Here is a 20,863-nt window from a genome sequence, read left to right as displayed (position 1 = left end):
CCTGCAATGCTTCATTCTCCTGTGCAGACAAGGAGGATTCGGAGCGTTGGATGAAAACGTCAGATAGGCTTGTGCAAGAACGCCGCCGCCGTGAACAGGCGGAAGCAAGGCTTGAAAGAAAGCAGGCGGAGCTTTGTGCCGCCCAAAGAAAACTTGATCAGCACGCCCAACGCGTCAGTGAAGAAATCTCCGAAACACGGGCGGAGGTCGAAAATATTCGATATAAAAACCAACGCGTCATGTCCGATCTTTGCGCAGCGCGGGAACAGGTTGAACTGACAGAGCGACGCCTGTGGCATTCGATTGAAACCATCCACGACGGCTTTGCCTTTTTTAATAAGCACAGCGAAATGATTATGGCGAACCGATCCTATCTCGCGGTGTTTGACGGTGTCGACGTTATCCGGCCCGGCGTCAGCTATTCGACCATCCTGCGCATCCTCACCGAAGAGGGGATCATTAACATCGGTCGAAACACGCCTGAGGAATGGCGCGCCAAGATGCTTCTGCGGTCACAGCAAAGAGCACCGGAACCGATCATCGTAAAGCTCTGGAACGGCGCTTACATCAAAATCGTCGATCAACGCGGCAAAGGTGGTGACACCGTTTCACTCGCCCGCGATATCACCGACAGCGTCGCGCATCAGCGGCAGTTGGTCGACGCCCGTGCCACTGCTGAGTCTGCCAACAGTGCGAAATCCTTGTTTCTAGCCAAGATGAGCCATGAAATCCGCACTCCGATGAACGGGATCGTCGGAATGACAGATGTGCTTGGCGACACCATGCTGACGCAGGACCAGCGGTTGTATGTCGACACAATTAAAACCTCTGGCGAAGCACTATTGGTGATTATCAACGACGTGTTGGATTTTTCCCGGATCGAAGCAGACCAGCTCAGCATCCACCCCGCCCCCTTTGATCTAGAACACGTTTTCCAAGAGGTATTGCTGCTGCTGCAACCGCTGGCAGTTCAGAAGGGACTGGACCTCGCTTTGGATTTTGACCTCTTCCTGCCACGAAAATTGATCGGGGATGCCGGGCGCATTCGACAGGTGCTGACAAATCTCGTGGGAAATGCGGTGAAGTTTACGCGAAACGGGCATATTCTTATTCGGGCCACGGGTCTGCCGGACCGTGACTCTGACAACGTGCTGATAAAAGTCTCTATCGAGGATACAGGCATCGGAATCCCCCCTGATATCATCGGTCATATCATGGGTGAATTCACCCAGGCCAGCAGCGAGCCGAGCCCGACTGCAGAAGGGGCCGGTCTGGGGTTGGCGATCTGCCAACGGTTGGTGCAGTTAATGAACGGCGAGATATGGGTCACGTCCAAGCCGGAGGTGGGGTCCTGCTTCGGGTTCGAGCTTCCCCTAAAAGTGCAAGTGGACGCGGCGACGCCGACCCTGATGCCGCCTGCGTTTCTCCGACACATTCTGATCGTCGAAACGGAAACGATCTGCCGGTCCATTCTTCAGCGCAACCTGGAACATATTGGGGTACGGGTCACCACATGCACCACCGGCGCAGGCGGATTGGCAGCCTTGGATGCCAGTGTGGATCTGGTTCTTGTTGATCAAATCTTGCCCGATATGGACGGGCTTGAATTCGTGCGCGCCGTTCAGGCGCGTCTCTCCGCGACAGAGGTGATTTTATACAGCGAAACTCCAGATTCAGTCCGGGAAAATGCGGGCGGCGTGCGTTTGCGCCGGATTATGAAAAATCCGATCAACATCACCGATCTGCTGGCGGAGCTATCGAAAGCCTCACCCTCGACGACCGGCACCCGCCCGATGCGGGTTCTGGCCGCGGAAGATAATAAAACCAACCGGCTCGTGCTGCGCAAGATGCTTCAACGGCTAAACATTGATTTACAGCTCGCCGTCGATGGAGAGGATGCAGTTAACCTGTTTCAATCCTTCCAGCCTGACCTAGTTTTCATGGATATATCCATGCCGAAAATGAACGGAAAAGAGGCCGCCTCAGCCATTCGCGCGTTAGAGAATGGGGCGTGCGACAGCTGTCCTATTGTCGCCCTGACCGCTCATGTCATTCAGGACGAGAAGGACAATATCCTAGCCGCCGGTCTGGATCATTTCCTTACGAAACCGTTACGCAAGGCGGAGATCGTGGCACTATTGGAACGGTACTGCCCCCCCTCGGCCTTCCCACTGGAGGGTCAGTTGGTGGGATAGGGACGCACAAAAATGGGTTTTTCCGGCGTGGACATATCTGGTTGCCACGCATACCCGCCGATATCAAAATCCTTGATCGCATCCGCGTCGGAAAGCCGGTTCTGTACAATGAACCGCGCCATCGCGCCGCGCGCTTTCTTGGCGTAGAAGCTGACAATTTTTGGACCTTTGCCGTCAGATTTATCTTCCATGAACTGTGGCGTCACGACAGCGGGGGCCAGCGCCTTCAGGTCGACCGCGCCAAAATATTCCTGACTGGCGCAGTTCACCAGAAACCTGCTGTTGGTCCGCTCTGCCTGCTGGTTCAACGCATCGGACAAACGCGCGCCCCAGTAATCGTACAGCGATTTACCCTGCGGCGTCTTCAACCGGCTGCCCATTTCAAGCCGGTAGGCCTGAATTGCATCCAAGGGGCGCAGTACGCCATAAAGCCCCGACAGTATTCGCAGATGATCCTGCGCATAGCTCACTTCATCGGGGTCCAAACTGGTCGCCTCGAGCCCTTGGTAGGTGTCGCCGGCAAAGGCAAATGCGGCGGGGCGCACAGTATCAGGGGTAGGGTTTTCTTCGAACGAGGCGAACCGATCGCTATTCAGCTGGGCCAGTTTTTCGCTCAGGTGCATCAATGATTGCAGATCACCAACGCTCAGCGCGCGGGCCACCTTGACCAAAGCCACGGCATCATCGTGCAAATCGGGCGTCGTCATCTTGACGGTGCGGGGGGTCCAGTCCATTTTTTTGGCAGGAGATATGACGGTCAGCATAGGTCTTCCTTATTTGGTCGCGGCAAGAGCTAGCCCGCTTGCTGCAGGACGTCCAGAAATGCGGGGCCAAACCTTTCAGTTCGCTTCTCGCCCAGAATACGCGCTATTGCATCGAGGTTCGGCGCGTGAAGTTGCGCCACTTTCGCCAGTAACGACGTCGAGCAGCTCAGGGGTTTTTCGCCGCCGTTCGCGCCCCGTGACAGCGTGGTTTGGACTTCTTGCAGCTGATCAAAGACGGACCCCGCGGCCCGCCCTGCCAGCTTGCGGCGCGACGGGTGCATTTCGGCCGCAGCGCCGTTGATTACCTCTAGAAACGCACCGCCGAAGTTCTCGAGCTTTTTCGCCCCAACACCGCCGATACGCGCCATCGCGTCCAATGTCGCTGGCCGTTTCTCGGCCATCTCGATCAGCGTGCGGTCATTGAAAATGATGTATGCGGGCACTTTCGCGGCCTCTGCGAGCCCCCGACGTTTCGCCTTGAGCGCCGACAGCAGTGGCGCATCTTCGTCGCTGACCATTGCTTTGACCGCAGGGCGGCGCTGCGCTGCGGCGGCACGAATACTGTCGCGGCGCAGAGAAATAGACGCCTCGCCGCGTAGAATGGGCAGCGCGGCATCGGTCATCCGCAACGCACCGTGGCGCGCCGCGTCAGGGCGCACGAGATCGTGGCCCATCATTTGTCTGAACACGGCCTGCCATTCGCGTTTGTCATATTCCTTGCCCACCCCATAGGTCGGCAAATCGCTATGCCCGCGCTCGCGGATTTTGTCCGTTTCATTGCCAAGCAGAATGTCGATCAAATGACCGGCGCCGAACCATTCCTCGGTGCGCAGCATCGCCGACAGCGCCTTGCGGACCGCCGTGGTGCCGTCGAACACGTCCACAGGAGAGTCGCAGAGGTCACAATTTTCGCAAGTCACGTCGCTTTCGTCGAAATATTTCAGCAGGTTCAGGCGACGACATTCCAGCGCTTCCGCAAGCCCCAATAGGGCGTTCAATCGGGCATGATCCGCAGCGCGCCGTTCGGGTGGGGCCAGCCCTTCGTCAATCTGACTGCGCCGCAAACGGATGTCATCGGGACCAAACAGCGTAAGCGTTTCAGCCGGGGCACCGTCGCGACCCGCGCGACCAATCTCTTGATAGTAAGCTTCAATGGATTTGGGCAGATCGGCATGGGCGACCCACCGAATGTCCGGTTTGTCGATCCCCATGCCAAAGGCCACGGTCGCCACGACGATCAGCCCGTCCTCTTGTTGAAAGCGGCGTTCTGCCGTGCGGCGGTCGTCTGCTTCCATCCCGCCGTGATAATGCAAAGACAGATGCCCGTCGTCGCGCAGCGCCTTGGCAAGCCCTTCGGTTTTTGCACGAGTGCCGCAATAGACGATGCCCGACTGCCCTTTACGCGCGCTGGCAAAGTTCAAAATCTGCGCGCGCGGTCCATTCTTGGCAGCAAAGGCCAGGTGGATATTAGGGCGGTCAAATCCGCGCAGGAAAGCGCGTGGCGGGGTGCCGTCAAAAAGCTTCTGGATGATCTCGGCTTGGGTTTCGGCATCCGCCGTCGCGGTAAAGGCGGCCAGCGGCACATCCAGCGTACGTCGCAATTCACCAATGCGCAGATAGTCGGGACGAAAATCATGGCCCCACTGGCTGACGCAATGCGCCTCGTCCACAGCGATCAATGACACGCCGACACGCTTTAACATGCCGGTGACTGACCCCGCGGCGAGCCGTTCGGGTGCCATATACAACAGCTTGAGCGTCCCCGCTTCGAGCCCTTCCCACACCGCATCGGTTTCTTCGGGCGTGTTACCCGAGGTCAGCGCCCCGGCCCCAACGCCAAGCTCTTGCAAGGCGCGTACCTGATCACGCATCAACGCAATGAGCGGAGATATAACGACTGTCACCCCATCCCGCAGCAACGCAGGCATCTGGAAACACAGGGATTTACCACCGCCGGTCGGCATAATCGCCAGTGTATTTTCACCGGCGGTCACCGCCTCTACGATCTCTTGCTGACCGGGACGGAAGCCATCGAACCCAAAGACATCACGAAGTAGCGTGGCAGCGCCTGACATGAAAAACCCAACCGTATCTAACCTGCAGCATGCAGAATCTCATAGTCGCGGGCAGGGGACAATCCCTGCCCGTGCGTCCGGCAGGGCCAAGACCCCAGCAGATGCCCGATTAGTAGAACATTGCAGCGTTGTTGATCAGCAGAATCCGTAGAACAGCGACCGCGATCAGCACAACCAACGGCGCAAGGTCAAGCCCGCCCATCTGGGGCAGAATGCTACGAACGCGACCGTAGACGGGCTCCAGCAAGCGATTGAGCCCATCCCAAACTTGCGCCACCAAAGGTTGACGAAGGTTTAAAACCTGAAAATTAATCAGCCAACTCATGATGACATGCGCGATAATGATGAACCAAACGATGTTCAGCAAGAGCATCAAGATCTGAAACAGGGATGTCATAGGGGGGGCCTTTCATTGCACAGCGCGAACGTAGGTGCGCCCGCGTCAAAGAACAAGAGCGGCATGGCCTTGGCCCCTTCGCCCTTGTCGAATTCGCATTATTTTACGCTTGCATCGCGTTGATGACGACAGAGAAATCCAGACTATCGACTTTCAGCATCGACCAATCGGCGAAATGCCGGGTTTCGATCTGTTTTTCATCGAGGATTTTAAAGCCGCTGTGCCGCGCGTCATTGCGGATATTTTCGATCAGCCGATGTACGTCAGCTTCTTCGCCTTCCAGCACCTGACAGAAGTTGCGCCCGTTATATGCCAAGGCCCCCGTGACGCTGTGCTTTTCGTTTTCACGCACCGCGATGGTAAATATTTCTGCGACATCGGCTTTGGAAACGGATGGAACTGCGGTGCTGAAATAGAGAAGCCGGATCATCGCCATATAGGGTCTCCTAAAAATATCTTAACGGGGCATTGTTCTTGATCTTCTTTAATCAAAAGGCTTTTGAAAAGCGACCCTGTTCGAATGTCATAGGACATATCAAAACGCCCTTCCCGCTACGCGGGAGAGCCATTCGCAGACTTGCGTCGCGCCCTGTTGCTGCACTACCGTCGCTTGAAACAGGAGAGAGCAGTCATGGCAGCCACATCAGCGCGAAAGAAGATCTGGGGCTGGTACTTCTTTGACTGGGCCAGCCAGCCCTACAACACGCTCCTTTTGACGTTCATTTTCGGCCCCTATTTCGCCCAAACGGCGACGGCAAATCTGGTCGAGGGTGGTATGGCGCTCGAGGCCGCCAAGGCGCAGGCGCAAGCCTATTGGGGGTATGGCCTGACGGCTGCGGGCATCCTTATTGCGATCCTGGCACCCACGCTTGGGGCGGTTGCGGATTCAACGGGCAAGCGGATGCCGTGGATATGGCTATTTTCTGCACTGTATGTCGTGGGATCTGGCGCGCTTTGGTGGACGGCACCGCAGGATTTCTCAGTTATTTGGGCGTTGTTCTTTTTCGGTATCGGCTTGATCGGGATGGAGTTCGCGACAATATTTACCAACTCTTACCTGCCCGAGCTGCACCCTGACCCCGGCGAACGCGGGCGGCTGTCGGGGTCGGGCTGGGCGTTTGGCTATGTCGGCGGTGTTCTGGCGCTGATCGTGATGATCGCGCTTTTTCAGGCGGGTAGCACGGGGCGCACGATGGCAGGGCTAAGCCCGCTGTTCGGGCTTGATCCGGCGACCAAGGCTGACACCCGCATTGTCGGCCCGTTAACAGCGATCTGGTACGCCGTTTTCATGATCCCTTTCTTTTTATATGTGCGCGATACACCCGTCAAAGATGCCGCGCGCTACCGGGTGGGCAAAGGGTTGGCGGATCTTTGGGTCACGCTCAAGAACCTGCCGCGCCATCCTTCGCTTCTGGCCTATCTGGGGTCATCGATGTTTTATCGCGATGCCCTTAACGGAATGTACACGTTCGGTGGGATATATGCGCTTGGTGTCTTGAACTGGAGCATTATTGATATCGGGGTCTTTGGGATACTCGCGGCGATTTCCGGCGCGGTGTTCTCTTGGGTCGGGGGGCGTGTGGATCGCGCGATTGGGCCGATGCCCGTTATCGTGACCTGCTGTCTGATCCTAATCGCCACGGCTGTGCTGATTATCTCGCTGACCCCTAGCTCGATTATGGGAGTCGCGCTGGCCGAAGGGTCTGCTGTGCCCGACATCGCCTTCTACATCGCCGGTGCGCTGATCGGGGCAGCGGGGGGGGCGTTGCAGGCCTCGTCGCGCAATATGTTGACCCGTCAGGGCAACCCCGATCGCATGACCGAGGCATTTGGCCTATACGCATTGTCGGGCAAAGCTACATCGTTTTTGGCACCGGCTTTGATCGCTGTCGCCAGCGACCTGTCGGGCAACCAGCGGATCGGGATCGCCCCCGTTGTGGGGCTGTTCATCATCGGTCTGGTTCTGTTAATCTGGGTAAAACCCAACGGAGATTTCGCCAAATGATCCTGTCCCGATTCCTCACTTGTACCGTGCTGGCCCTTGCCCTGGCGGCCTGCGGCGGGTCTTCGTCCAAGCCGAATGCAGAGGCATCCAAAGTCCTGCCAACCATCGGATCGTCGGGTGGTGCGCGCAGCAACATTCAAGCAAAGAAGCTTTTCGGCGCGAAATCCGATGGCTCTCGGCAGTCTTCCGCCGCCTACGGCAGCTATGCCAAGGGCTGCGTCGCAGGGGGACAGCAGCTGGCCGAAACCGGGCCAACCTGGCAAGCAATGCGCCTGTCGCGCAACCGCAACTGGGGCCACCCAGAGATGATCGATTACATCAAACAGCTTAGTGCAAAGGCAGCGCAGCAACCCGGTTGGGAAGGAATCTATGTCGGCGATATCAGCCAGCCGCGTGGCGGGCCGATGCTGACCGGGCACGCCAGTCACCAGATGGGTTTGGACGCGGATATTTGGATGCTCCCCCCTAATTCGCTGTCGCTTAGCCGGTCGCAGCGCGAAAACATTTCGTCCATCTCGATGCGCCGGGCCAGCGGTGCCTATGTGAACAGCAGCTGGACGCCGCAGCACCATCAGGTGCTCAAGGCCGCCGCATCCGATCCGCGTGTTGCGCGTATCTTTGTGTTCCCCGGTGCCAAGGTGCAGATGTGCGCCGATGAAAAGGGGGACCGGAGCTGGCTGCGCAAAATTCGCCCTTGGTACGGGCACCACTATCACTTCCACGTCCGGCTGAGCTGCCCGAAAGGCGCAACTGGTTGCGTTAACCAGGATCCGCCCCCCGCAGGCGACGGCTGCGCGGATGCACGTCAATGGCAGGCGAATATCCTGAACCCGCCCGCGCCGACCCCTAACGCGCCAAAGACCAAGGCAAAACCAAAGCGTGAACTGTTGCTCGCGGATCTGCCTGCGCAGTGCCAATCTGTGCTGGATTCGAACTAAACTTGCTACAGATCCTCTTTGCCCTTGGCTTTGCATCCGCTGCGCTTGCAGCGGGCGCAAATGGCCCGATCGTGCATCACACGCAGCTGGATTGGGATAACGACGCCCCCTGGTTCGGCGGTCTGTCGGGTGTCGAAATGCGCGCGGACGGCAAACAAATGACTGTAATCAGCGACCGCGGGCGTATCATGGTGGCCGACCTGGCGCGGGATGCGCTTGGCACGTTGACGGGCTTAGAGGTGATACATTCGGTTGCCCTGCGTGATCAAAAAGGTGCGGTAATGGACAAACCCCATGCTGATGCCGAAGGGCTGGCGATTGCGCCCGATGGTAGCATCTTTATCAGCTACGAGGGGCAGCACCGTATCGCGCGCACAAATCTAGCCGATGGTACGACCGAGCAAATAATTGCCCCGCCCCAAGGTGCATTGCTAAGGGAGAATGCTGGCTTCGAGGCACTGGCAGTGGATGCCGAAGGGTCGCTGTACGCACTGCCGGAGGATACGCGCAGCAATCAAATACCGCTGTATAAGTATCAAAACGACGCGTGGAGCATTGCCGCCTACCTTGAAAAAGACAGCCCGTTCGTGCCTGTCGGTGCCGATTTCGACGATGAAGGTCGGCTATATTTACTTGAGCGAACGGTTACCCCGCTGGGGTTTCGCACCCGATTGCGGCGGATCGAACTGGCGGGCGACCAGACCTCCGCCGTGACCTTGTTGCAAACCTTGCCTGCACGGTATGACAACCTCGAGGCGCTGACCGTTTGGCGCGATGGTGTCGGGCGTACGCGTGTGACGATGATTTCAGACGATAATTTCCTATCAGTGCAGCAAACCCAGGTTATCGAGCTGACGATCACACAATAGCTTGCGCGAATGGCATGCGATCCCTACAACGCATGACTGTCTGCGATCCTCCCAGGCCAAGTCGCCGCACCCTTGCATAAAACGGTTTCAAATATGACACGCACCTATCTTCCCGGCATTCTTGCTATGGCCGCCATTGTTGTGGCCTCTAATATCCTTGTTCAATTCCTGTTTGGCCAATGGCTGACATGGGGCGCGTTCACCTATCCGCTGGCGTTTCTGGTCACCGATGTGATGAACCGCGTTTACGGAAAAGACGCTGCGCGGCGGGTGGTGCTGGTTGGCTTTGTCGTTGGTCTCGCTTGCTCTTTGATCGGGACGCAGATCATGGGCGAATTCGGGCCACTGGTGACCTTGCGCATCGCGATCGGGTCCGGGGTGGCGTTTCTTGTGGCGCAATTGGTCGATGTGGCGATCTTCTCTGCGCTGCGTGATGGCAAATGGTGGCGCGCACCTTTGGCCAGCACTTTGGTCAGCAGCTCGCTTGATACGCTGCTGTTTTTCTCGATCTCATTTTCCGGCGTTCTGTCATTCCTACACCCCGCGACCGACGTCTCTTGGGCCTCGGAAATGCTGCCTTTGCTGGGCAGTGGCCCGGTGGCACCTCTGTGGGTGTCGCTGGCAGTTGCGGATTGGTCTGTGAAGCTGGGCATCGCGCTGATCGCGCTGATCCCGTTCCGCATTATCACCGCCCAATTGCTGCCCCGCAGCTAAAGGCCGCAACTTCCGAACTCCGACTGGCCTAAAAAACATTTTGTGTTTTCGATTTACTGTGCCAGTCTTCAAGTGAGTTCAACAAATGTAAAGGAGGTGATCCAGTGTCAAGAACGGTATTGGAGCGAGGTGTCGGAACAGCTTGGGAGGTATCCCGTTAGGGCAGCCCCTGGCGGTTGAAACAGCCTAGGTGGATCGCTGATCTAACCGATCCCACCTCCGTAAACCATTCGATTGGGCCGCTCCGCACCGGGGCGGCCCTTTTCGCATGCGGGTGCGGGTATTTCCCTCGGGTGCAGGCGATGCGATAGTTGCCACGAAGGAGAGCGTGATGCTGCGGATCAACGACGACATTTCCATTCAGGACTGGGAGCTATCAGAAAGCTTTATGCGGGCCTCGGGGCCGGGTGGCCAGAATGTGAACAAAGTATCCAGCGCGGTGGAGCTTCGGTTCGAGGCCGCGATCTCCCCGTCCATACCGACGCCTGTTAAGAACCGTTTACGGCGATTGGCAGGCAGGCGTTGGACAACCGAAGGCGCGTTGGTGCTGCAATGCGACGAAACCCGCAGTCAGGTGCGCAACCGCGAAATTATTCGGGAACGGCTAAAGGACCTGATTACCGCTGCGCTGAAACCGCCAAAGAGGCGTATTGCGACACGGCCCACGCTGGGATCGAAAAAGCGCCGGTTAAAGGCAAAAAAGACCCGAGGCGAGGTTAAATCGCTGCGCGGACGGGTTGATCCGCCAGAATAACGTTGTCTGCCCACCGCTCCAGTCGTTCCATCAACTTTTAAACAGATATGCCATTTCGCCGGTTCTTGCCGGTATCAACCCTGTGTCGGCAGATCGCCGCCACAGGGCAGATCAGCCATTGGAACGGATCAGCTTTGGCCCGTGTTCCCCTGACAGACATACAAGCAATGTCGTTAGTAAATCTAAGGAGAACTCAGATGAAACTTACAACAACAACACTTATCGCGACCCTGATGGCCACTGGCGTTTCTACTGCGGCGATGGCTCAAACTTCCGTAGACGGTGCGGTAGGCGGCGCTGCTGATGTAAGCTCGGGTGTTAATGCAGATGTTGGTGCATCAGGTTCACTATCCACTGGTTCCACCATGAACGATGCTAAAGATACTGTCGCCAAGACCGGTAAAACGGCAAAAGAAAATTATGGTCAGTTGATCCAGGAACTGCGCGCTGGTGCAGAGACCGACACGCAAACCAAAGCCGAAATTGACGCGTTTGATACCGATGCCAAACTGGATGTCGTGACCGTGTCAGAACTGAAGGCATCCAAGCAAGGCACCACCACCGCCCTCGACGAAGCGCTGGATGCACAGGCCGAGGCTGTTGACGATATGCGCGCCTCTGTCGCTGCCAACACTGACCTGAGCGCAGACCTAGAAGCCGAAGGTTTTGCGTCCGAAGACGTTGTCGCCGTGCGCGGTAATGGCATGGGTGGGCTCACGCTGATCGTTGACGACCGGAGCTAACCCGAGCGACGATATGCCCCGCATCCTGCGGGAGACATAAGGAAGAGGGGCCGGTGGGAAACCACCGGCCCCTTTCGCGTGTGGATCAGACGATGACTTTTTGCGCGGTCTGATCACCGACGCCAAAGACACGTTTGTAGCGGTCGATCTCTGATTGCGGACCCATGGCCTTGTTCGGGTTGTCCGACAGTTTGACCGTAGGGTTCCCGTTCGCCTCGACCGCTTTGCATACCAGAGAGAACGGGGCGAGCGCGTCATCCGGCACAAGCCCGCGAAAATCATTGGTCAGCAAGGTGCCCCAGCCAAACGAGGCTTTGACCTTGCCCTCAAACTGGCGGTGCAGTTCCTTGATCTTGGCAACATCCAGACCATCGCTGAAAATCACACGCTTTTCGCTGGGGTCTTCGCCACGGGACTTCCACCAATCAATCGCCGTTTGCGCCGCGACCGCCGGATCGCCGCTATCCACACGGATGCCTGTCCAACCCGCGAGCCAGTCAGGGGCGTTGTCCAAGAACCCTTTGGTGCCATAGGTGTCGGGCAGAATGATGCGCAGATTGCCTTCGTGTTCCTCGTGCCAGTCTTGCAGAACATCATAGGGCGCTTGGGCCAGCGCGGCATCGTCCTTTGCCAATGCGGCATAGACCATCGGCAGCTCATGCGCGTTCGTGCCGATCGCTTCGACCTCGCGGCTCATGGCGATTTTGCAGTTCGATGTGCCGGTGAAGGCACTGCCCAAGCCTTCTTGCATGGCCTGCACGCACCAGTCTTGCCACAGGAATGAATGACGGCGACGGGTGCCGAAATCAGCGATCGACAGGTTGGGTATATCCCGCAAAGCTTCGATCTTTTCCCAGACACGGGTCATGCCGCGCGCATAGAGCACCTGCAGCTCGAACCGGCCCATGCGATCCAGCACGGCGCGGCTGCGCAGTTCCATCAATACCGCGAGGGCGGGAATTTCCCATAGCATCACCTCGGGCCACGACCCTTCGAATGTCAGCTCGTACTGGTCGCCCTTGCGTTCAAGGTGGTAGGGCGGCAGGCGCAACCCTTCGAACCATTCCATGAAATCGGGGCGGAACATCTGGCGTTTGCCGTAAAAGGTATTGCCCCGCAGCCATGTGCTTTCACCGCGGCTAAGCGAAAGGGACCGGATGTGATCCAGCTGTTCGCGCAGCTCGCCTTCGTCGATCAAATCGGCCAGCGGGATGTGTTTGGACCGGTTGATCAGGCTAAAGGTGACCTGCGTTTCCGGCTTGTTGCGGAAAACCGACTGACACATCAATAGCTTATAGAAATCCGTATCGATCAGGGACCGCACAATCGGGTCGATCTTCCACTTGTGGTTCCAGACGCGGCTTGCAATGTCGACCATGGTTAAAGCTCCCTTAGGCGGTGTGTTTGTGGCCCATCCATCTTGGACGGGCAAGGGAATTGCCGCTGACACAGTGCAAAACCTGTGGTAATCCACCGACTTAACCCCCGAAAGGAGCACTGCTAGATGCTGGACTGGCCCAATCTCTTGCGAGAGTTGATCACACTGTTTGTCGTGATCGACCCTATTGGCAGCCTTCCGGTCTTTCTTTTCGCTACAGCAAATGTCCCGCAACGCCTGCACAAAAGCTTTGCCCTGCGGGCCGTGTTGGTGGCCGGTTTGGTCTTGCTTGGATTCCTCGTGGGCGGGCAATATCTGCTGGAGAACCTTGGACTGCGGCTGGGGTCGTTTCAGGTCGCGGGCGGGATTATCCTTTTCCTGTTCGCGCTGAGCATGATTTTCGGAGACCCGAAACCCACGCAGGAAATCGAAGCCGCAGAGCGGGATCATCTTGCGGGTGCCGTATTTCCGCTGGCCATGCCCTCTATCGCATCACCGGGTGCAATGCTGGCGATCGTCATTCTGACGGACAATCACACCAACCAGATATCCGACCAGCTGGTGACAGCCGGATTGCTGCTGGTGGTGTTGCTGTTCACCCTTGTATTGCTGTTGCTGGCCGGTCGTATTGGCCATCTGATGGGCACGACAGGTGCCAGCGTGATCAGCCGCGTCATGGGGATCATTCTGGCGACCGTCGCTGTCGATGCGACGCTAGGCGGGCTGGATGCGCTGGACATCCTGAACATCGCCCCCGTCGAGGATGCCCCTCTTAGCGCAGAGTAACCCCCGCCGCCATCATCGCATCCTGCGCGGCAGCCAGCGATCCGTCCAGATCAATAGCACGGCACAGATCCAGCCGGACCTCGACGTCAAAGCCTAGTTTGGCCGCGTCCACAGCCGAAAACTGCACGCAGAAATCAAGCGCCAAGCCCACCATCGTCAACTGGGTAATGCCGCGTGTGCGCAGGTATCCCTCTAATCCGGTGGGCGTCTTTTGGTCATTCTCGAAGAAGGCGGAATAGCTGTCGATAGCGGGGTTGTACCCTTTGCGAATGATCATATCCGCGCGGGTTTGGTCCAGCTTGGGGTGAAACGCAGCACCAGCGCAGCCCTGAATACAGTGGTCGGGCCAAAGCACCTGCGGGCCGTAGGGCATCTGCGTCACGTCAAACGGAGCCTGCCCCGCGTGCGACGACGCGAACGAGGAATGCCCCGCGGGATGCCAGTCCTGTGTCAAAACCACAGCATCCGCCTGCTGCATCAGCGCGTTGATACCGCCTATGATCGCGTCGCCATCCGACACAGCAAGCGCCCCGCCGGGGCAGAAATCATTTTGCACATCAATCACGATCACGGCGTGGGTCATATCAGGTTCCTCATGGGCCAACTTGCGCTAACGAACATAGCACGGTGCAGGTGGCACGGCACCCCCTTGCCTGAACCGACACATGGGCGTATCTCAGCGCGCATGTATACCATTGCCGCCCTTTATCACTTCAGCCGCTTTGACGCGCCTGACGCCCTGCGCCCGCCGCTGATTGCCCTTTGTGCTCAGCATGAGGTCAAAGGCACGTTGCTTGTCGCCGCCGAAGGCATCAATGGCACGATTGCCGGCCCACGTGCGGGCATCGACGCGGTGATTGCGCATATCCGTGCCCTACCCGGTTGCGCCGATCTGGAGTGGAAGGAAAGCACCGCCACCGAGCCCCCTTTCGGTAAGATGAAGGTCCGCCTGAAACGCGAGATCGTGACGATGGGGCAACCCGACGTCGATCCGCTTGCTAAGGTCGGGCACTATGTCAATCCTGCCGAGTGGAACGATCTGATCGGGCGGGACGATGTTGCGGTGATCGATACCCGCAACGACTATGAGGTCGCGATCGGAACGTTCAACGGGGCCATCGACCCCGAGACCCAAAGCTTTGGCGAATTCCCTGCCTGGTGGGAGGCGAACAAAGACCGGTTTCACAACAAGAAAATCGCGATGTTCTGCACCGGCGGCATCCGCTGCGAGAAATCAACCAACTACCTGATCGGTCAGGGTGTCGAGGACGTGTTCCACCTCAAGGGCGGGATCCTCAAATACCTTGAAGACGTCCCGCAAGAACAAAGCAGCTGGCAGGGCGATTGCTTTGTGTTCGATAACCGCGTCAGCGTTGGCCACGGGCTGAAAGAAGGGCCGCATATGCTGTGCCACGGCTGCCGCCGCCCGATCCTGCCCGAGGACACAACCAAAGCGGGGTACGAGGCAGGCGTCAGTTGTCTGCACTGCGTCGATCAAACCTCTGACGCCGATAAGGCGCGGTTCCGTGAACGCCAACGCCAGATGAGCCTCGCTAAGTCACGCGGCGAAACCCACCGTAGCTGATCGCGCGCGGCCCGCTCTTTTCCAAGCACGGGCCTGTGATGTTGGGTTAAACGCCGAACCCATCGCGCCCGATGGAAACATAGGCCGTAAACCCGGCGCGTTTCGCGTCTTTGGGACTGTAGATATTGCGCAAGTCCGCCAATACCGGCGTCGCCATCCGTTTGGCCATACGCGTAAGGTCCAGTGCGCGAAACTCGTTCCATTCGGTCAGAATAACCAATGCATCGGCGTTTTGCGCGGCCTTATAGGCGTCATCCATCCAAGACACGCCCGGCAACAAAGCCTCGCCCTCGCGTTTACCCTGCGGATCAACCACACGCACCTTGGCACCATTGCCGACCAGCGATGGCACGATGGTCAAGCTCGGGGAATCCCGCATATCGTCCGTGTTCGGTTTGAACGTCACCCCCAAAACAGCGATTGTCTTGCCGTTCACCGAGCCGCCACAAATATCGACGACCTTGTCGATCATCCGGCGTTTGACCTCGTCGTTTACCTTGATCACGGTCTCTGTCAGCTGCATGGGGACGGAATGATCCTGACCCATCCGCGCCAAAGCCTGCGTGTCTTTCGGGAAACAGCTGCCACCATAGCCAGGCCCCGCATGCAGAAACTTGGACCCGATCCGGTTGTCGAGCCCCATGCCCTTTGACACCATTTTCACGTCAGCGCCTGTACGCTCACAGAGCGCGGCGATTTCGTTAATAAAGGTAATCTTGGTCGCCAGAAATGCATTGGCGGCATATTTGATCATCTCGGCGCTTTCGAGATCGGTAGACATGATCGAAAACTCGCGCAGCGAGAGCGGGCGGTAGATGTCCTTCATCACCTGTTCGGCGCGTTCATTCTGCGTGCCTACAACCACGCGGTCGGGCCGCATGAAATCATCGATCGCGGCCCCTTCGCGCAAGAATTCGGGGTTGGACGCGACATCGAACTCTGCCTTCGGGTTGGCTTTGGACACAACCTGTTTGACCTGGCGGTTGGTGCCCACAGGGACGGTCGATTTGGTGACGATCACGGCGTAACCGGTAAGCTCGGCTGCGATTTCTTCAGCGGCCGCCATGACATAGGTCAGATCGGCATGACCGTCCCCGCGGCGCGTCGGTGTGCCGACGGCGATAAACACAGCATCCGCGCCATCCACAGCTTTTTTCAGGTCGCCGGTGAAAGACAATCGCCCTGCGGCGACATTCTTGGCCATCAGATCATCAAGGCCGGGCTCATAGATTGGGACGATGCCCTGTTCCAGCTTTTCAATCTTGGCCGGATCTTTATCGACGCAAATCACGTCGTGACCGAAATCAGAAAAACAAACACCCGAAACCAAGCCGACATAGCCGGTGCCAATCATCGCAATCTTCATAAAAATATATCCTAAATCTATTAGACAGTCAGCAAGCCACGCCAGCCGGTGCACCCACATCTAGTAGTCTGAAAGCGCAAAACCAAGATAGGCCAATGGCATCAGCATTCTGCGCATCCGCCCCAGTTCGAACTTTCGCAACGGGTTTTGCATGATCTGTGGGTAGGGCCGGTCGATGGGTTTGTCCATAACCAGATCCGCAATCAATCCGCCAGAATAGCTCCCCATGGCCACACCATTCCCATGATAACAAAGACTTGCATACAAGCCTCCGGGGTCGGGCAGCTTCCCGACAAAGGGCGTTTGGGCGCGCGAAAGGCATACCATGCCGGACCAATGATGGGGCGTTTCCACATGTTTCCAAGCCGGAAAAAACTTTTCGAAATCACGCCGCACCCGTGCGACGGCGCGCGCCTCGGCGCTTTTGCCAGTCAAAAGGCCACCGCGCATCCCGAACAACATCCTACGATCCGGCATGAGCCGGAAATAATGTAGCAAATTGCGCGTATCCGAAGCCATGAAATCTGTCGTCCACCCCGCCTCTTCCAGCTCAGTCTCGCTCAGGGGGCGTGTCACAAGAACAGTCGATTGCGCGGGCATATATCGCGCCGTTAGACTTGGCACCACATTTTCAGATGAATAGCCATTCGTCGCGATAATGACTTTTTCCGCCGTCAGTCGACCTTGCGGCGTCTGGATTTCATGCCCCTTGGTCGATTGCCGTATCTTGATCGCCGCGGTATCATGATAGATCACCGCGCCAGCCTTTTCCGCCGCGGCAGCAAGCCCGGTCGCGTATTTCCGCGGGTTTAGCGCAAAGCCGGCCGGGATATGCAATGCCCCATGAAACGGGCCGGACAGCCCGTTCGAGGCAAAATCCTTCCTCTCGATCAGCCGCGCGGACAGCCCGTAGTTTTCGCGCACCGCGTCGACACGCGCGGCGAAACCATCCATATCTTTGGGCCGGTGGGCCAATTCGATCTCGCCATCAGAGTGGCGGTCCACGTCGATATTATGGCGACTGATCAGGTCGTCGACGAAATTAATTGCCGCAAGCTCCGCTGCGCGAAAGTTCAGCCGATCTTCCCGCCCCGCAAGCTTGTCGAGCGCCACATCATCAAGCCGCCCCCCACCGAGACAACAAAAGCCACCGTTGCGACCCGATGCCCCCCAGCCGACGTATCTATGTTCCAGTACGACAACCGAATACCCCGCCTCTGCCAAGCGCAGCGCCGCAGAAAGGCCCGTAAACCCACCACCCACGACTGCAACATCGCACGAAACGTCACCGTTCAAGGCTAGGCGATCCACAATATCGCTGGTTTGATCCCACCAACAGTTCTTCCTCGGCTCATCTGTATAGGCGAAACCGTTAAATATTCGTTTCATGGGGTCATCATTTCACGTCACCGCCCGCTCAGCCGCCCGAACATCTCGTTGGGCTTTGACCGCTTTGCGTTTAGAAATCAGGGAAGCGGCGATAACCCCGAAGGTCACGATACCAATCATAATGGTCGAGAGCGCGTTGATCTCGGGCGAAACTCCAAGACGCACAGCGCTCCAGATCTTGATCGGTAGAGTTGTCGAGGACGGGCCGGTGGTAAACGAAGCGATCACTAGGTCATCCAGCGACAGGGTGAAGGCCAGAAGCCACCCTGAAATAACCGCCGGCGCAATGATTGGCAGGGTCACCAAACGGAAAGCATCAAAGGGCGAGCATCCGAGATCCAGCGCAGCTTCCTCCAGCGACCGGTCGAACGTCACCAACCGCGAGGAAACGACAACAGACACATAGCACATCGAAAAGGTCGTATGTGCCAGTACAATCGTCAGCGTTCCCCTGTCCAATCCGATCCCGATAAAGAGCAGAAGCAGGGATAGCCCAGTAATTACCTCTGGCATGACAAGCGGCGCGTAAATCATACCCGAGAACAGCGTGCGCCCTGCAAACCGCCCCCCCCGCACCAGGATATAGGCCGCCATCGTCCCCAACACGGTCGCTAGCGTCGAAGACACAACCGCAACCTTAAGCGTTACCAATGCAGCATTCAGGAACGCATCGTTCTGCAGCAACTCTCCATACCATTTTGTTGAAAAACCCGCCCACACGGTGACAAGCTTTGAGCTGTTGAAACTGTAGATGACCAGCAAGACCATCGGGAGATAAAGAAACGCATACCCCAAGGTGAGCGACGTAATATTGAACCAGCTCGCGCGTCTCATGACTCCACCTCGGCCTGACGTTGCTGATTGCGCTGAAACAGGACAATCGGAACAATCAGGATCAAAAGCAGGATTACCGCAACCGCACTCGCCACGGGCCAATCGCGATTGTTAAAAAACTCCTCAAACAGGACCTTACCAATCATAAGCGTCCCCGATCCCCCTAGCAGGGACGGGATCACAAATTCGCCCAGCGCGGGGATAAACACAAGGAAGCACCCCGCAATAATCCCGTTGCGTGACAAGGGTATAGTAACCAACCAAAACGCCTTTAGCCGTGAACACCCCAAATCTTCGGCGGCCTCGATCAGGGATTCGTCTAGCCGATCCAGTGCGGCATAGATCGGTAGAATCATAAATGGCAGATACGTGTAAACAATTCCTATATAAACAGCGGTGGTCGTGTTCATGATCGTCAAAGGCGCATCAATGATACCCAGCCAAAGAAGGAATTGGTTCAGCAGCCCCTCATTGCTCAGAATGCCAACCCACGCGTAGACGCGGATTAGAAAGCTTGTCCAAAACGGCAAAATTACCAGCATCATCAAGGTTGGACGCCACTCTTCAGGCGCGCGCGCCATGCCGTAGGCCATTGGGTAGCCAACTAAGACAGCTAAAATCGTAGATATTAACGCAATCTTCAAACTGCTCAGGTAAGCCCTCCAGTACAGATCGTCTGAAGCGAGAAAAATAAAGTTTTCCAGGTCAAATGCCTTAAACATCGCCGAGATTCCGTCTTTTGCAGTCGGAGAATAAGGAGGAATAGACAACGCCAAATCAGAAAGCGAAATTTTGAAGACAATAATGAAGGGGATCAAAAACAGGGCAAGCAGCCACGCATAGGGCACTGCAATAAGGATGAAGCGGCGTATATTCATCGCTCTAACAGGACGCCGGCGGTGGCGCTCCAGGAAATCCAGACGCTGTCTTCCCACGTAATCGTGCGGCGTGACAACCGTCGCGTATTCGCTGTCTGGGCCTTGATCACTTGCCCTCCGCCAAGTTGAACGTGGTAGGTGCTGAGGTTGCCGAGATATGCGATGTCAAGAACGGTGCCCTGAACAGCGTTTTTCATCTCCGTTGGCTTATCGACTGAAATGGCGATCTTCTCCGGCCTGATTGCGAGATGGGCTGGCTGGCTTTCACTGAAAGTGCGATCTGATGCTGCAAGCAACGGGGCTTCGTTGGCCACCCAATCAAGATGGTACATCTCGTCACCGGCGGCCTTCACAGTGCCGGAAATGATGTTCACATCACCAATAAAGTCGGCAACATAAACGGAATTAGGTGCTTCATATATCCTGTCGGGCGTTGCCACCTGGATGATCTGCCCCTCATCCATCACCGCCACGCGGCTGGCAACAGTCATTGCTTCTTCTTGGTCGTGGGTGACGATAACGAAAGTTGTGCCCGTGCTTTCTTGAATATCCATTAGTTCAAACTGGGTATCCTGTCGCAACTTCTTGTCCAACGCGCCAAGAGGTTCATCTAACAATAAAAGCTTCGGCGCTTTGGCAAGGGCACGCGCAAGGGCAACACGTTGCCGCTGCCCACCAGATATCTGATGGGGCTTGCGTTTGGCAAATTTGGTGAGGCGCGTTAGTTTAAGCATCTCTTCCACGCGCACGGCGATGTCCGCTTTGGTCATATCGCCGCGCTTCAAACCAAAGGCGATATTTTCCCAGATCGATAGGTGGGGGAACAGGGCGTAAGACTGAAACATCATGTTCACGGCCCGCTTGTTCGGCGGAACGCCCGCAATATTTTTGCCGGCTAATTCAATTTTTCCCGCACTTGGGTTTTCGAACCCTGCGAGCATACGCATCATTGTCGTTTTGCCACAGCCGGATGGACCAAGAAGCGCAAAGAATTCGCTTTCGTAGATACTAAGCGAAAGGTTATCGATCGCGACAAAATCACCGAAACGTTTGGTCACATCATCAAATCGGATAAGCGGCTTTTCGTTCGGGTCATCCCATGGGGCGAAAACGGGTTGGCTCACTTTGGTCTATCCTTTGCACAGCGATTTACCCCTTTGGCGAAAGGGGGGATGGATCAGGTCAAAACTCTA

20 protein-coding genes are annotated in these 20,863 nt (G+C 56.9%); 9 read left to right on the top strand and 11 right to left on the bottom strand.

Translation table 11 applies throughout. From position 1 onward, the window contains the following. The first annotated feature begins 50 nt into the window (after positions 1 to 50). Positions 51 to 2,195: a response regulator gene (locus GLP52_RS12950; RefSeq protein ID WP_237272599.1), complete on the top strand. Its 2,145-nt coding sequence runs from the start codon at positions 51 to 53 to the stop codon at positions 2,193 to 2,195. On the opposite strand, the gene yaaA is transcribed toward GLP52_RS12950, so the two are convergent. The 4 genes from yaaA to GLP52_RS12930 form a co-directional block, all read right to left on the bottom strand. Continuing rightward, on the bottom strand, positions 2,180 to 2,959 hold the full coding sequence (gene yaaA, locus GLP52_RS12945) for a peroxide stress protein YaaA (RefSeq protein ID WP_237272598.1): 780 nt from the start codon (positions 2,957 to 2,959) through the stop codon (positions 2,180 to 2,182). The genes GLP52_RS12950 and yaaA overlap by 16 nt on opposite strands. Positions 2,960 to 2,988: 29 nt before the next feature. Further along, positions 2,989 to 5,034 (bottom strand): DNA helicase RecQ, encoded by a 2,046-nt coding sequence (gene recQ, locus GLP52_RS12940; RefSeq protein WP_093732052.1) that lies wholly within the window; start codon positions 5,032 to 5,034, stop codon positions 2,989 to 2,991. Positions 5,035 to 5,143: 109 nt separating this feature from the next. After that, a complete protein-coding gene (locus GLP52_RS12935) occupies positions 5,144 to 5,431 on the bottom strand; it encodes a YggT family protein (RefSeq protein WP_093732053.1) in 288 nt (95 codons plus the stop codon). 103 nt (positions 5,432 to 5,534) lie between these two features. Then, positions 5,535 to 5,867, bottom strand: a complete 333-nt coding sequence (locus tag GLP52_RS12930) for a BLUF domain-containing protein (RefSeq protein ID WP_093732054.1) — start codon at positions 5,865 to 5,867, stop codon at positions 5,535 to 5,537. A gap of 195 nt (positions 5,868 to 6,062) precedes the next feature. Here GLP52_RS12930 and GLP52_RS12925 point away from each other — a divergent pair, with 195 nt between their 5' ends. From GLP52_RS12925 to GLP52_RS12900, 6 genes are all read left to right on the top strand, one after another. Then, on the top strand, positions 6,063 to 7,436 hold the full coding sequence (locus GLP52_RS12925) for an MFS transporter (RefSeq protein WP_093732055.1): 1,374 nt from the start codon (positions 6,063 to 6,065) through the stop codon (positions 7,434 to 7,436). After that, positions 7,433 to 8,374 (top strand): penicillin-insensitive murein endopeptidase, encoded by a 942-nt coding sequence (mepA, locus tag GLP52_RS12920; RefSeq protein ID WP_093732056.1) that lies wholly within the window; start codon positions 7,433 to 7,435, stop codon positions 8,372 to 8,374. Before GLP52_RS12925 ends, mepA begins: the two co-directional genes overlap by 4 nt. A 2-nt stretch (positions 8,375 to 8,376) precedes the next feature. Further along, positions 8,377 to 9,243 (top strand): esterase-like activity of phytase family protein, encoded by an 867-nt coding sequence (locus GLP52_RS12915; protein ID WP_093732057.1) that lies wholly within the window; start codon positions 8,377 to 8,379, stop codon positions 9,241 to 9,243. Between the two features lie 93 nt (positions 9,244 to 9,336). After that, the gene (locus GLP52_RS12910; RefSeq protein ID WP_237272597.1) at positions 9,337 to 9,957 is read left to right on the top strand and encodes a queuosine precursor transporter; all 621 of its coding nucleotides are present in this window, start codon (positions 9,337 to 9,339) and stop codon (positions 9,955 to 9,957) included. A 331-nt stretch (positions 9,958 to 10,288) separates the two neighbouring features. Continuing rightward, positions 10,289 to 10,711, top strand: coding sequence for an alternative ribosome rescue aminoacyl-tRNA hydrolase ArfB (gene arfB / locus GLP52_RS12905; protein WP_237272596.1), 423 nt, complete (start codon positions 10,289 to 10,291; stop codon positions 10,709 to 10,711). Between the two features lie 197 nt (positions 10,712 to 10,908). After that, complete coding sequence (locus GLP52_RS12900; protein WP_237272595.1) at positions 10,909 to 11,454, top strand: nicotinate phosphoribosyltransferase; 546 nt, start codon at positions 10,909 to 10,911, stop codon at positions 11,452 to 11,454. A gap of 85 nt (positions 11,455 to 11,539) precedes the next feature. On the opposite strand, the gene pncB is transcribed toward GLP52_RS12900, so the two are convergent. Further along, positions 11,540 to 12,832, bottom strand: a complete 1,293-nt coding sequence (gene pncB, locus GLP52_RS12895) for a nicotinate phosphoribosyltransferase (protein WP_093732061.1) — start codon at positions 12,830 to 12,832, stop codon at positions 11,540 to 11,542. A gap of 126 nt (positions 12,833 to 12,958) precedes the next feature. Here pncB and GLP52_RS12890 point away from each other — a divergent pair, with 126 nt between their 5' ends. After that, complete coding sequence (locus tag GLP52_RS12890; RefSeq protein WP_237272594.1) at positions 12,959 to 13,618, top strand: MarC family protein; 660 nt, start codon at positions 12,959 to 12,961, stop codon at positions 13,616 to 13,618. Here GLP52_RS12890 and pncA read toward each other — a convergent pair. Further along, positions 13,605 to 14,201: a bifunctional nicotinamidase/pyrazinamidase gene (gene pncA / locus GLP52_RS12885; RefSeq protein WP_237272593.1), complete on the bottom strand. Its 597-nt coding sequence runs from the start codon at positions 14,199 to 14,201 to the stop codon at positions 13,605 to 13,607. The two genes, GLP52_RS12890 and pncA, sit on opposite strands and share 14 nt — an antisense overlap. Positions 14,202 to 14,303: 102 nt before the next feature. Between pncA and trhO the strand changes: the two genes are divergently transcribed. Next, the gene (gene trhO, locus GLP52_RS12880) at positions 14,304 to 15,203 is read left to right on the top strand and encodes an oxygen-dependent tRNA uridine(34) hydroxylase TrhO (RefSeq protein ID WP_093732064.1); all 900 of its coding nucleotides are present in this window, start codon (positions 14,304 to 14,306) and stop codon (positions 15,201 to 15,203) included. Positions 15,204 to 15,249: 46 nt separating this feature from the next. Here the strand turns inward: trhO and GLP52_RS12875 are convergent, their stop codons facing one another. From GLP52_RS12875 to GLP52_RS12855, 5 genes are read right to left on the bottom strand one after another with little or no spacing between them, the layout of a single operon-like run. Further along, positions 15,250 to 16,569: a UDP-glucose dehydrogenase family protein gene (locus GLP52_RS12875; RefSeq protein WP_237272592.1), complete on the bottom strand. Its 1,320-nt coding sequence runs from the start codon at positions 16,567 to 16,569 to the stop codon at positions 15,250 to 15,252. Between the two features lie 60 nt (positions 16,570 to 16,629). Then, the gene (locus GLP52_RS12870) at positions 16,630 to 17,958 is read right to left on the bottom strand and encodes an NAD(P)/FAD-dependent oxidoreductase (protein WP_093732066.1); all 1,329 of its coding nucleotides are present in this window, start codon (positions 17,956 to 17,958) and stop codon (positions 16,630 to 16,632) included. Between the two features lie 12 nt (positions 17,959 to 17,970). Further along, a complete protein-coding gene (locus GLP52_RS12865) occupies positions 17,971 to 18,792 on the bottom strand; it encodes an ABC transporter permease (RefSeq protein ID WP_237272591.1) in 822 nt (273 codons plus the stop codon). Further along, positions 18,789 to 19,670 carry an ABC transporter permease subunit gene (locus GLP52_RS12860; RefSeq protein ID WP_093732068.1) on the bottom strand — a complete coding sequence of 294 codons (882 nt, stop codon included), beginning with the start codon at positions 19,668 to 19,670 and terminating at the stop codon, positions 18,789 to 18,791. The genes GLP52_RS12865 and GLP52_RS12860 overlap by 4 nt, the downstream gene beginning before the upstream one ends. Next, positions 19,667 to 20,794 (bottom strand): ABC transporter ATP-binding protein, encoded by a 1,128-nt coding sequence (locus GLP52_RS12855; protein WP_093732069.1) that lies wholly within the window; start codon positions 20,792 to 20,794, stop codon positions 19,667 to 19,669. The genes GLP52_RS12860 and GLP52_RS12855 overlap by 4 nt, the downstream gene beginning before the upstream one ends. Positions 20,795 to 20,863 lie beyond the last annotated feature (69 nt).

It is taken from the genome of Sulfitobacter sp. M22 (genome assembly GCF_021736025.1).
Lineage (GTDB): Bacteria > Pseudomonadota > Alphaproteobacteria > Rhodobacterales > Rhodobacteraceae > Sulfitobacter > Sulfitobacter litoralis.
This window is presented reverse-complemented; position numbering and strand designations above follow the sequence as displayed.

What these genes read in the sequence shown, in the direction of transcription:
- GLP52_RS12910 (WP_237272597.1), top strand. Translation starts at nt 9,337, where the DNA reads ATGACACGCACCTATCTTCCCGGCATTCTTGCTATGGCCGCCATTGTT.
- GLP52_RS12925 (WP_093732055.1), top strand. Translation starts at nt 6,063, where the DNA reads ATGGCAGCCACATCAGCGCGAAAGAAGATCTGGGGCTGGTACTTCTTT.
- arfB (WP_237272596.1), top strand. Translation starts at nt 10,289, where the DNA reads ATGCTGCGGATCAACGACGACATTTCCATTCAGGACTGGGAGCTATCA.
- yaaA (WP_237272598.1), bottom strand. Translation starts at nt 2,959, where the DNA reads ATGCTGACCGTCATATCTCCTGCCAAAAAAATGGACTGGACCCCCCGC.
- pncB (WP_093732061.1), bottom strand. Translation starts at nt 12,832, where the DNA reads ATGGTCGACATTGCAAGCCGCGTCTGGAACCACAAGTGGAAGATCGAC.
- GLP52_RS12900 (WP_237272595.1), top strand. Translation starts at nt 10,909, where the DNA reads ATGAAACTTACAACAACAACACTTATCGCGACCCTGATGGCCACTGGC.
- GLP52_RS12890 (WP_237272594.1), top strand. Translation starts at nt 12,959, where the DNA reads ATGCTGGACTGGCCCAATCTCTTGCGAGAGTTGATCACACTGTTTGTC.
- GLP52_RS12860 (WP_093732068.1), bottom strand. Translation starts at nt 19,670, where the DNA reads ATGAATATACGCCGCTTCATCCTTATTGCAGTGCCCTATGCGTGGCTG.
- GLP52_RS12875 (WP_237272592.1), bottom strand. Translation starts at nt 16,569, where the DNA reads ATGAAGATTGCGATGATTGGCACCGGCTATGTCGGCTTGGTTTCGGGT.
- recQ (WP_093732052.1), bottom strand. Translation starts at nt 5,034, where the DNA reads ATGTCAGGCGCTGCCACGCTACTTCGTGATGTCTTTGGGTTCGATGGC.
- GLP52_RS12870 (WP_093732066.1), bottom strand. Translation starts at nt 17,958, where the DNA reads ATGAAACGAATATTTAACGGTTTCGCCTATACAGATGAGCCGAGGAAG.
- trhO (WP_093732064.1), top strand. Translation starts at nt 14,304, where the DNA reads ATGTATACCATTGCCGCCCTTTATCACTTCAGCCGCTTTGACGCGCCT.
- GLP52_RS12950 (WP_237272599.1), top strand. Translation starts at nt 51, where the DNA reads ATGAAAACGTCAGATAGGCTTGTGCAAGAACGCCGCCGCCGTGAACAG.
- mepA (WP_093732056.1), top strand. Translation starts at nt 7,433, where the DNA reads ATGATCCTGTCCCGATTCCTCACTTGTACCGTGCTGGCCCTTGCCCTG.
- GLP52_RS12935 (WP_093732053.1), bottom strand. Translation starts at nt 5,431, where the DNA reads ATGACATCCCTGTTTCAGATCTTGATGCTCTTGCTGAACATCGTTTGG.
- pncA (WP_237272593.1), bottom strand. Translation starts at nt 14,201, where the DNA reads ATGACCCACGCCGTGATCGTGATTGATGTGCAAAATGATTTCTGCCCC.
- GLP52_RS12930 (WP_093732054.1), bottom strand. Translation starts at nt 5,867, where the DNA reads ATGGCGATGATCCGGCTTCTCTATTTCAGCACCGCAGTTCCATCCGTT.
- GLP52_RS12865 (WP_237272591.1), bottom strand. Translation starts at nt 18,792, where the DNA reads ATGAGACGCGCGAGCTGGTTCAATATTACGTCGCTCACCTTGGGGTAT.